5 protein-coding genes are annotated in these 12,277 nt (G+C 32.3%); 3 read left to right on the forward strand and 2 right to left on the reverse strand.

All coding sequences use genetic code 11. The features are described from left to right. The first annotated feature begins 1 nt into the window (after position 1). Together N1F78_RS11090 and N1F78_RS11095 are read left to right on the forward strand one after the other, a co-directional pair. Positions 2 to 3,136 (forward strand): SusC/RagA family TonB-linked outer membrane protein, encoded by a 3,135-nt coding sequence (locus tag N1F78_RS11090; RefSeq protein WP_406683227.1) that lies wholly within the window; start codon positions 2 to 4, stop codon positions 3,134 to 3,136. A 26-nt stretch (positions 3,137 to 3,162) separates the two neighbouring features. Further along, positions 3,163 to 4,782, forward strand: coding sequence for a RagB/SusD family nutrient uptake outer membrane protein (locus N1F78_RS11095; protein ID WP_406683228.1), 1,620 nt, complete (start codon positions 3,163 to 3,165; stop codon positions 4,780 to 4,782). Between the two features lie 693 nt (positions 4,783 to 5,475). Here the strand turns inward: N1F78_RS11095 and N1F78_RS11100 are convergent. Further along, a complete protein-coding gene (locus N1F78_RS11100) occupies positions 5,476 to 7,269 on the reverse strand; it encodes a RagB/SusD family nutrient uptake outer membrane protein (protein ID WP_406683229.1) in 1,794 nt (597 codons plus the stop codon). 33 nt (positions 7,270 to 7,302) lie between these two features. Then, the gene (locus N1F78_RS11105) at positions 7,303 to 10,527 is read right to left on the reverse strand and encodes a SusC/RagA family TonB-linked outer membrane protein (protein ID WP_406683230.1); all 3,225 of its coding nucleotides are present in this window, start codon (positions 10,525 to 10,527) and stop codon (positions 7,303 to 7,305) included. A gap of 512 nt (positions 10,528 to 11,039) precedes the next feature. On the opposite strand from N1F78_RS11105, the gene N1F78_RS11110 reads away from it, so the two are divergent. Further along, positions 11,040 to 12,260: a glycoside hydrolase family 88 protein gene (locus N1F78_RS11110; protein WP_406683231.1), complete on the forward strand. Its 1,221-nt coding sequence runs from the start codon at positions 11,040 to 11,042 to the stop codon at positions 12,258 to 12,260. The last annotated feature ends 17 nt before the right edge of the window (positions 12,261 to 12,277 follow it).

Raw genomic sequence — 12,277 nt, forward strand, 5'->3', positions numbered from 1 at the left:
TATGAATTATCTGACCATGATGAAAATTAAACATAAATATTCTCTGCTTTTCATTTTATTTTTCGGAATTACTTTGGCATTGCGAGGACAAGAAAAATCTAATTTAACCGTAACAGGTACGGTTTTAAGTGCTAGCGATGACCAACCTATTTTAGGTGCTAATGTAAGAGTTGGGGAGTTCTCTTCAGTTTTAACTGATGAGTCCGGAAATTTTTCTATTGAAGTTCCCGATGGTAGAGTAACACTTATAGTAACTAATCCAAATTTTCAAGCTAAAGAAGTAGCTCTTAAAATGCGAAAATCTTTAGAAATTAAATTGTATGAAAATGGTTTTGACTCTTATTACGATCAACATGTACATATGTTTGTAAAAGATCAACCTAATTCTACTGTTGTTAATGCTATTTCCACTAAAGATGGAAATATAGCAACACCTAAAGAATCTTTAGCCAATATTATAAATGGAACAGAGTTAAGTGGTGTTAGAGCAATTATGCGTTCAGGTGTTCCTGGAATAGGTGCTAATATTTTTATTAGAGGGTATAACACTATTAATGGAAACACGCAACCATTGATTATTGTTGATGGAATGATGATTGAAACTAATACATTTAGTAATAATAATTTAATAGGGGGTTATAGTTATGATCCTTTATCAGATATTAACCCAAAAGATATTGCTCATATTACTGTGATAAAGGATGCGGCATCAATTTATGGGTCTAGAGCTGCAAATGGAGTCATTCTAATTGAAACTAATAAGGCAGAAAATATATCTACTAAAATTGATTTATATGTTCAAGGAGGTTTAAATTTTTCGCCGAATAATTTGCCATTGATGAATAGCAATCAGTATAGAACGTATTTGTCAGATCAAATGAACAGTTCTGGATTGTATACCATTGATGAAATTGGTAGAATGCCATTTTTTAACGAAAATGAAGCATTTGAGGATTATCAAAAATATCATAACGAAACCAACTGGCAAGATGAAATATTTAGCAATAATTATGTGAATGACTATTATTTGAGAGTAACTGGTGGGGATGAAATTTCTAAGTATGGGGTTTCAGTTGGTTACTCAACCAATAAAGGTGTAGTGAATAATTCTGGTTTTGATAGATTTACAACACGTTTTAATGCAGAAACTAGTGTTACTGAAAGATTATTCTTGAATACAAATTTAAGTGTAAGTTACACAGATAGAGATGTGTTTGATGATGGTTTATTAAGTTCTTCTCCAATTTTTTCTGCACTTAGTAAATCTCCTTTCTTAGCACCTTTTGTACCAAATGCAGATGGGGTTGTAACAGGAATTTATGAAGATGTAGATGAAATAGGAGGTTTTAGTAATCCTGTAGCAATAACAGATAATGCAATTTTTGCAGCTAAAGATTATAATTTATATGGGCACTTAAAAGTTTCGTATAAGTTAGCAGATAAATTAACCTTAAGTTCTTTAACTGGAGCTAATTATATTAAGAATAGACAAAATGTGTTTTTACCAGATTTAGGGCTTTCTCCAGAGTTTAATGAATTTGGAGATGAGCAGGTTAGAACATCTAAAGTAAGTGCCGAAAGTTTATTTGCAATTTATAATGATACAAGGTTAAATTATTTATTTAATGTAAATACGCTTCATGATTTTGACGTTAATTTAGGTTTCCGGTATAATCAAAATAATTATGATAACTCTTATTCTACAAGTGGTAATGCCGGAGATGATCAATTTACCTCATTAGATAGTGGAGACCGTTTAACATTTGTAACTTCAGGTAGTATTGGTAACTGGAAGTATGCTTCTTTATACGGTAATGTTGATTATTCCTTTATAAATAAATTTTTTATTAGTTTTAATATGTCTGTTGATGCTTCTTCAAGATTTGGAGATGATTATTCAGCAAGGTTTTTTCCTGGTTTAGGGGCTGCTTGGTTAGTTTCATCTGAAAATTTCCTAGCTAATAATTCTTTCATTGATAAACTAAAAATACGTGGTAGTTACGGTTTAACGGGTAATGATGGAATTGGTAATTATAATGCCGAATCTTATTTTGTTTCAAACAGATTTTTAGAAGGAACTGGTTTAATTAATGGTAATATTGCTAATAGTTCTATAAGATCTGAAGAAACGGCTAAAGCTAATTTAGGTATTGATTTAGGTTTATTTAATGAGAGATTGTCTTTTAATTTTGATTTTTTCAATAATGTTACAGATGGTTTATTAAATTTAAATGAGTCAAGTCCTATTTATGGTAGTGAAGGTTTTTTAGATAATAACGGAAAACTTAGAAATCAAGGTATTGAATTTGGTTTTAATGCACGTGTTATCAATACAAGTGACTTTAGCTGGGATATTGGTGGTAATATTTCAAAATATAAAAATGAAATCGTTTCATTACCTGGTCAAAGTGAAATCATTAATGTTAATAGTGTAAATGCTACTATATTAAATCAAGAAGGAAGTGCTTTAGGTTTGTTTTATGGATATAAAACCGATGGAATTTATAACAATGTTACAGAAGCTAATTCTAGTAGGCTAAGTTATATTGATGCTCAAGGATTTGAACAGCCATTTGTTGCTGGAGATGTGAAGTTTGTTAATGTAGAGGATTCTGATAATATTATTAATGAAGATGATAGAGTTGTTATTGGTGATCCAAATCCTGATTTTACTGGAATGATATTCAATACTTTTAAATATAAAAACCTTGAGTTGTCTGCTATATTCTCTTTTAGCCAAGGAAACGATATTTATAATGCACTTAGATGGAAAAATGAGGCAATGAATGATTTTTCTAATCAAAGTTTAGCTGCTGCTAATCGTTGGACTGTAAGTAACCAGAACACAGATATTCCGCGTGCTGTTTATGGAGACCCTAGTGGTAATTCTAGATTTTCGGATAGATGGATTGAAGATGGTTCTTATTTCCGCCTTAAAACAATTTCATTATCATACACTCCAGAAGCCTTTAACACAACCTTTTATATTACAGCAAATAATATACTAACTTTTACAGATTATCTTGGATATGATCCTGAAGTAAGTACTTCTCAAGTAAGTTATTTACAAGGTATTGATGCTGGTTTTACACCACAGTATAGTTCTGTACTAATAGGAATTAGAGTAGGGATATAATCATTCAAAATATAAAAACACATATAATGAAACAATATATAAATATTACATTAGGAATACTCTTAGGTTTAACTATGTTTACTTCTTGTGAAGACCTTTTAGATGTTTCTCCAGAAGAAGTATTGCTGGCTGATGATTATTTAGGAGACAACGAATTAGATGCTAGAGCAGCTTTATTTGGGGTACTTGGACAAATGCAAGAAGTTGCAGGACAATATGTCTTTCTAGGTGAATTAAGAGGAGATTTAGTAGATGTTAATAGTAACACTTTAGATGAGCTTAGACAGATAAGTAATCATAGTGTAGATGAAGATAATAGTTTTGCAGATCCTACTACTTTATTTTCTATAATCAACAATTGTAATTTTGCATTAGAGGGTATAGATACAGAAGCCTATGATAACTTATTAGCAGATGATTATGCCTCTATTCTTAGAATTAGAACATGGGCACAAATGCAAATCATGATTAATTATGGTAAATTGCCTTATATAACAACGCCTATAAGAACAAATGATGATTTAGAAGAAGATTACCCTTTATTAACCATTGAAGAAGCTATAGATGTTTTGATTGCTAATTTACAGCAAATATCAGATATAGATAATGTAACAAAATATGAAAACTCATTAGGGTTTAATATTTTTAAAATGATTCCTGACCAAAACTTACTTCTTGGAGATTTACATTTATGGAAGGGAGATTTTATTCAAGCAGCTACTCAATATAAGCAGTTTTTAGATGATAATGTATCGGGTAACGTTTATAACCTTAGTTCTAACCAAAATACGGTAGCAGAAAGTGGTACTAGTTATTCAATTACTAGTAGATGGAATAATCTATTTCAAGATAATATTGTTGGTAATGAAGTGGTTAATTATGTTGCATTTAGTGATCAATTTCGCCAACCAAATGATAGTTATGAAATATTAACAACACAATTAAAACCATCTGAATCAGTAATACTGAATTGGGGTAGTCAATTTATTGGATTTGAAGGTGCTCCTGTTTTACCAGGAGACCTAAGAACTTTGGGGAATAGTTCATATAGAGGAACTGGTGATTCTGCTGTTATTACTAAGTATCAAAATGAATATTTTGTATGGAATAGAATACCAAAAGTTTACTTAAGATATGCTGAAGCTATTAACTATGCAGGGTATCCAGATCATGCTTTAACAATTATTAATGGTATTTTTAATAATCCTGATGTAGCACCAGTAAGTGCTAATATTTTTGGAAACGCTGAATCATTTTTAAATTTTAATATTAATGATTATTATAGTACCAATTCTAGTAATCAACCAACATCTGGAAATTTAGGTGTTAGAGGTAGAGCAGGAATGGCTCCAGTTTCTGTTGCTGATGAATTGGAGGGTGCAGAAAGAATTGAGGCAGTAGGAGCTCTAATTTTAAATGAAGCAGCATTAGAACTAGCTTTTGAAGGCAACAGATGGGAAGATTTACTACGTTTTGCCATAAGAGCAAATGACGCTTCAATTATAGCAAATGCAGTTGCAGACAAATTTGAAACGTCTGGAGATTTGGCTGGTGCTGCAACAGTAGGAGCAAAATTAATGAATCCTAATAATTGGTTTTTACCTTTAACAATTCCTAGTAATTTTTCATCAACATCAGAAGATTAGAACTTAATTCTTTAATTTTCTTCTTTTCAAGTATATGTTGTAAGAATTAGGAAAGTTTAAATTAGTTTAAAAAAGAGCTCTATGTATTACATACATGGAGCTTTTTTTTGTTTCTACGCTATTTATATAATTTATTGAAGATTATGGTTTGATATTTCAAATGATTTACCTCAATTGCCTTAAGGTTTTATATGATTTTGACAGAGAAAATTTATTGATTGAGGCAATCATGTATGACTTTTTTTGTCTACCAGAAAGCGTTTAAGTTAAATTTATAATAATAGTTTTATTTAAATTTAATACATGAAAGAGCATAAGTATATCTCATTATATGTTTAAAAATGATTATAGTATAGGTTTAAGGCGTTAAAACTTAAGAATAAATAAAACAGTAATTCGATACTATAAAGGACTTTTAGGGCAATCCTGTTAGTATATATAATGGTTAACATTTAACTTTTAATAGTCTAAATATTATTTTCTTGGTTATAGAAGTATTACTGATTAGGTAGATCTTAGAAGTTCTTTTTTTTGTAGAGAATAAATAGAATTGAGGAAATGACTATTAGTCAAACTGTAGTTTAGAATAAACTTGTTAGTGATTTAAATATTTTAAAAAGAAAAGCCGCGGTTATAACCGCGGCTTTAACAAATAATCATATTATTATGATTATAATTATTTACAAACTATTATTAATACCCTGGGTTTTGTAATAAAGCCGTATTTAAACTAGTTTGAGATGTAGGTAATGGGAATAAGTAATTATTCAAACTAAAATTACGTATTGAAGAAGGCTGTACAACAAGACATCTTCTCATACCAACTCCAGTCATAGTGCTTTCTTCTGGGAAACCATAGGCAGAAGGGTTGTACAATTCAGGAGCAGCCCCATCATATGCGGTACCTTCTATAACTGCACCATATATTGCTTCTCCTAAAACTTGCTCAGCAATACCCCATCGTTTTAAGTCATTAAATCTAGTAAAACCTTCAGCATAAAGTTCTATAGTACGCTCTCTTCTAATTTCTGTTTCAATATCCATATTATTAGCAGTTAAGAAAGCATTTGTAAGACTAGGTAAACCTGCTCTTGCTTTAACTAAATTGATAGACTCAGCCATTTGGCCGTCTGTTAAACTACCATTCAATTCATACAATGCCTCTGCATACATTAAATATACTTCAGCTAAACGTAATAAAGGCATATCATAAGCTTCAGTTCTTGTTGCTCTGTAAGCTTCACTAGTTCCCCATAACCAACTCATGAATTTTGAATTCCTATAGCCAAAGTTGTTCGTTCCAGTTAATGGGTTGTCTCCAGTTTGAGGGATGTCACCTAGTACTCTATGATAAGTAAAGTATGCTCTCATTCTGTAATCTCTATTTGCGAATTCATCTTGAGTTTCTGCGTACCCTTGGAATAATGGAGAGTCAGAAATTGGCAAACCATCTGTACACAAGAACATATCAATCATTTTTCTACTAGGTTTAGTTCTTCCTTCGTAAACATGACTTACTAAAGTACCCGCTTGTCTAAGTACAAAATCATATTTGGTATAAAAGATAAACTCTTTATTAGAAGATTTATCTAATCCACCAGGATTAGATCCACCATCCTCTAAATTAAATAAGAAATTTGAACTTAAATCATCAAGAACATCATTATGATCCCAAAGCTCAAAAGTTCCTGAATCCATTATAGATTTTGTTAATGTTACCACTTCTTGCAAATATGGCGTGATTTTAGAAGCGTCATATCCTGCGCTACCAGCACCAGAAGAAGTACCATCACCATCAGTTGAAGTACCAACATATTTTAACCAAGTAGCTTCATGTAATAAAACATCGGCTTTATAAGCTTGTGCAGCTTCTTTGCTGATTTTTCCTTTATCAGATCCTCCAATATTAGCTTCATTTGGTAAACCTGCTATTGCTGCATCTAAATCTGCTAATACTTGAGCAGTAACTTCATACCTACTGTTACGAGGACCATAATAAATTTCTTCGTCAGCAGGCACGTCCAATGGTTTTAGTACTAGTGGAACACCACCAAATCGTTGCATTAATTGGAAGTAGTGAAAAGCTCTAAAAAAGTGAGCAACGGCCACATATTCAGCAATGCTTCCTTCACCAGTATAAACCTCTGCTCTAGCAAGTAATAGGTTAATATCTCTAATTCCTATATAAGCGTTTGAAAAAATAGCGTCAGATTCTGGTGCCTGAAGATTTCCTCTACTATATTCTTGCATATCACTTTGCTCGTCATATCCAATTAAATCTGAACCATGATCAGAATAACGCCCTTGGTCATTCCATCTTGGAAGTCTAGTATAAAAATGGTTAGATCCAGTTAAGAAGTGACTAGCTTCTGTATAATACACCGCATCAGTAATTTGTGCCGGTGGTGTTAGATCAATAAATTCCTTTTCACAAGATGTCATGAACATCATTATAAAGGGTAATATTGTATATATTATTTTTTTCATTTGTATAAAATTTATAATTAATGTTATTTATCTTTAAATAGAAAATTTCACACCGAATGCCCATGTACGCATAAATGGATATGCACTTGCATTCGTACTAGCTCTAAATTCAGGATCATACCCATCTTTTACGGCACTAGATTCCCATAAGTCATTTCCAGAGAAATAAATACGAGCATTATCAATTTCAGTATTTCCTATTTTTAGACCTGGAATATTATAACCTATAATAAGTTGTTTTAACCTAATATATCTATTGTTTTGTAAGATATGGTCTTTACTTCTATAATTCCATCTTGAAATACCACGTTGTGTAGTTAATCTAGGGAATTCTGCATTTCGGTTATCTTCAGTCCAAGTTCTTCCTAACCAAGTATTAGATTGGTTTTGCCATTCTGCTTGAAAAGGTTGTGCAAAGTAACCCGTTCTATAAATTTGATGTTCTAATGTACCTTGGAAAAATGCACTTAAATCCCAATTCTTATATTTTATATCAAAATTTAATCCATAAACATAATGAGGATTAGCGTCTCCATGATAAGTTAAATCATCATTATTAAGAGAACCGTCTCCATTTGAATCAACTACCCTCATATCACCAGGACGTAAGGCATCATTTGATGTTTGAGAAGGTAATATACCTCCAGGTGTTAAACTAGCATAATAAGCATCAACCTCTGCTTGAGAATCAAAATACCCATCAGTTTCCCATAAATAAAATGAGTTGATAGGTTTTCCTAAAATATTTCTACCTCTGGCAGCATCATTTAAGTTTTCAAAAATAGTTTGTGCCCCACTATATTCAGTAATTTCATTTCTGGTGTCACTCATGTTAGCGCTAACAGATATATCGAAATCACCAATTTGGTCTCTCCAACCTAATGATATTTCCCAACCATTATTCTCTAAAGTTCCAATATTGGTAAAAGGCGCATTTGCTCCCACTGCTTGAGGAAGAATTTCTCTAACTAGCATACCAACATTTTTCTTTTTAAATAAGTCTACAGAACCAAATACTTTATTATCAAATAATCTGAAATCTAAACCTATTTCTGAGTTTACTACACGTTCCCATGATGTATCGGCACTAAATAAATTACTTGCTCTAGATGTAATTTGTTGAGCTGCTGTGGTTTGACCAAAAACAGTAGTTCCAAATCCTACAGTGGATAAATAGTTGTCAAAATTACCAATACCTGAAGTACTACCTAACTCACCATATCCACCTCTTAACTTTAAGAATGATATAACGTTACTGTCTGCAAGAAAATCTTCTGAACTTATTACCCATCCTCCAGATACACTAAAATAATTTGACCATTTTGAACCTTCGGCAAATCTAGAAGATCCATCTCGTCTACCTTGAAATTCAAATAAATATTTGTTTTTGTAATCATAATTAATACGACCAATGTAACCATAGAAGCCCCAAGTAGAACCTCCACCTTCAGTAGCAACATTTTGATCAGTTGCACCAAGATTTAAATCATATACTCCGTAATCAGTAAAACCTGACTCACCTGCACCAGTTCTTCTAGCTCTTAGATTATTACTTATATTTCTATCAGCCTCAATTGAAAGAAGTCCAGAAACATTATGGTCACCGAAGCTTTTGTTATAATTTAAAGCTGTTCTATAGTTTCTATAAACCACACTGCTAGTTTGTTCTTGAATCCAAGAGTTACTATGTATTGTGGTAGCAAAATTATCATCCCAATCGTATAGAGGAACAATTAACTCATAAGTTTGGTCTTCACTAGTTTGTTTACTATAAGAGTAAGAACCAGAAATATTCAAATCATCTGTTATTTTATATGTCAGCTGTCCAAATATTTTAAGTTGTTCATCTATAAAGCTTCTACGTCCTCCGTCTGCAACTTCACCGATAGCATTTCTACGCCCTGCAATATTAACACCTCCAAAAACAGAGTAATAATTTCCACCTGGAGTATAAGTTGGGAACAACGGTGCATCCCATGTAGCAGCTTCTCTAGCTAAACCACCTTGAGGTCCATCAACTTCATTGTTGAAAAAAGTAATATTTGTTGTTAAACTTAACCTATCGCTAATCTCAGTATTATAATTAAAAGAAACATTATATCTGTCAGCAATGTCGTCAGCAACTCTTAAACCACCAACATTTTTATCATAACCTGCAGAAATACGGAAGTTACTTCTTTCATCACCGCCAGAAATACTAACATTATGTTGACTAGAAGTAGAATTTCCAAACATTTCATCAAACCTATTTCCATTAGCCATCCAAATTCTTCCATTAATAGGTAAATCATACCATCCCTCTTCACCGTTAGCAATTCTTTGTACGATGTCTCTATTATTCCAAAAGAAATAACGAGGTGGTTTCCCAGCGGCTATATCTTCGTCAGCAGCTGCCGCGTAAAGTTGCCCATATTCAGACATTGTTGGTGATGGAGGACGTATACCAATAGTACCCATTCTTACAACAGAGCTAATATCTACCTTAACATCACCTCTTCCTTTTTTAGTTGTAACTAAAATAACACCACCAGCAGCACGAGCTCCATATACCGAAGCAGAACCACCTTTTAAAACACTAATACTTTCAATATCATTAGGGTTCATGTTATTAAAGGATTGTGCATTAATTGCAGGAACACCATCAATTACAATAAGAGGAGAAATTCCATTAATAGAAGATGCACCCCTAATTAGAAAATTGATATCCTCGTCTCCAGGTCTTGAAGAGTTACGTGTAACTGTTAATCCAGGCGTTCTACCTTGAAGTGCTAAAGCTGCACTACCTTGTGCCAAATCTTCAAAGGCTTCAGCTTTTACTTGCTCAATGGCACCAGTTAAAGTTTCCTTCTTAGCGGTTCCATAACCAATTACCACAACTTCGTCTAATTGTGCAAGGTCTGGTTGTAAAGTTACATTTATGGTAGTGTTATTACCTACAGCAACTTCTTGAGTTTCAAAACCTAAATAAGAAAATACTAATGTAGCTCCAGAAGGAACATTAATAGAATAGTTACCATCAAAATCGGTAACTGTACCAGTTGATGTTCCCTTAACAAGAACATTAACCCCAGGAACTGGACCGCTGTTATCTGAACTAACAACCGTTCCGGTTACAGTGGAGTTTTGGATCTCTGCAGTAATTGTGGTTGGGTTTACTGCATTTACCTGAGTAGATAGGGTTGATAGCACAAAGGCCATTACCCAATACAAACTTGCGTAATTTTTCAGTCTAAGCTGATAATTTCTAAGTTTTGTCATAAATGTTTAGTTTAAAATATTAATAAATTGTTTAGTTTTTGAACCCGATTAAATCACATGGATGAAATAATGCGAATTCGAAGTATACAATATTAATTAGAAGTGAAATATGTTTTGATAAACTATAGGGCAAGAACTATAAATTATTGCCCTAATAAATATGTTGTGGAGTATTTATGGGGCTAGTTTATTGATTAGGCTCGGTTTGTTTAAGGTTTAGTTTGAATTTGTATGATGTATTTATATGTGAAAAGAATATAAAATTATTTTTCACCCAAAATTATTATTAAGGTACTAGCCTTGGATGATAAAATATGATTCTCGGGAATTTGTTAAAAAGAACTATAGTTTATAGTATTTGAGTTATAATTTATTAGTGTTAAAAAGCTTTCTTGTTAAACTTGTATAATGATTAAAAGTGTTAAAGATTAAGGTAATTATTACAATTTTGATGGATGATATTTTTAATGTTTTAAAATTATAAACACAATACTTAAATTTAATTTAGAAAGATGACACGAATATTTTTGCTTTTATCTGTTTTCTTAATTGTTTCTTGTAAGTCGCCAAAAAAAGAGGAGCAGCCTGAAACATTTAGTTTGGATAAGGTTTTAGAAAATAATGTACGTAAAACCCAAAAAACACTGGAGACTTTGTCCGTAAATCAGGGGTTTCCTAGAAATATTGAAAAAGATACCAAGGACTGGCATACGGTTGGTGTTAGAGATTGGTGTAGTGGTTTTTGGCCTGGGGTTATTTGGTATGCGTATGAGTTTTCTAAAGATGAGAACTTAAAAAAACATGCGGAGATATTTACTAAACCTTTAGATACAATTGCATATAGTCCAGCAGATAATCATGACATTGGTTTTATGGTGTATTGTAGTTATGGTAATGGATATAGGTTAACTGGTAATGAAGAGTATAAAAAAGTATTGCTATCAGCAGCTGATACTTTAGCTACTTTATATAATCCTAAAGTGGGTACAATTTTATCTTGGCCAAGTCAAAAACATAAATTTAAGTATAATACTATTATTGACAACATGATGAATTTGGAGCTTCTTTTTTGGGCAGCAAAAAATGGTGGTAATAAAGAGTTGTATGATATAGCTAAAAGTCATGCAACTAAAACAATGGATCATATCGTACGTAAAGATAATGCAGTATATCACGTAGGTTCTTTTGATGAGGAAACCGGGGAGTTTTTAAGAGGTTATACGCATCAAGGTTATGATCATGAGTCTATGTGGGCTAGAGGTCAAGGATGGGGTGTTTATGGTTTTGCTGTGGCATATAGAGAAACTGGTGATAGTGCATTTTTAGAGACTTCTAAAAAACTAGCAGATCATTTTTTAAACCGTTTACCGGAAGATGGAGTTCCTTATTGGGATTTTGATGACCCTAAAATTCCTGAAGCGCCTAAAGATGCTTCAGCAGCGGCTGTGGTTGCATGTGGGTTATTTGAGTTAGTTAATTTACTGGAAAATGAAGAGCTTAAGGCTAAATATTTTGAAGCCGGTAAAAAGTTAGTACAAGAATTGAGTTCTTCTGAGTATTTAAGCGGAGATGAAAATCAAGCTTTATTGTTACATTCTACTGGTCATTATCCAAAAAACTCCGAAATTGATGTACCAATAATTTATGCTGATTACTATTATATGGAGGCTCTTTTAAGACTTAAAAAGTTAGGAGAATCTATTGATAGCGAAAAGGTTTTGGCGAAAAACTAAATGACGGAAGGCTTAAA

Origin of the sequence: Seonamhaeicola sp. MEBiC01930 (assembly GCF_045277075.1) — a bacterium.
Lineage (GTDB): Bacteria > Bacteroidota > Bacteroidia > Flavobacteriales > Flavobacteriaceae > Seonamhaeicola.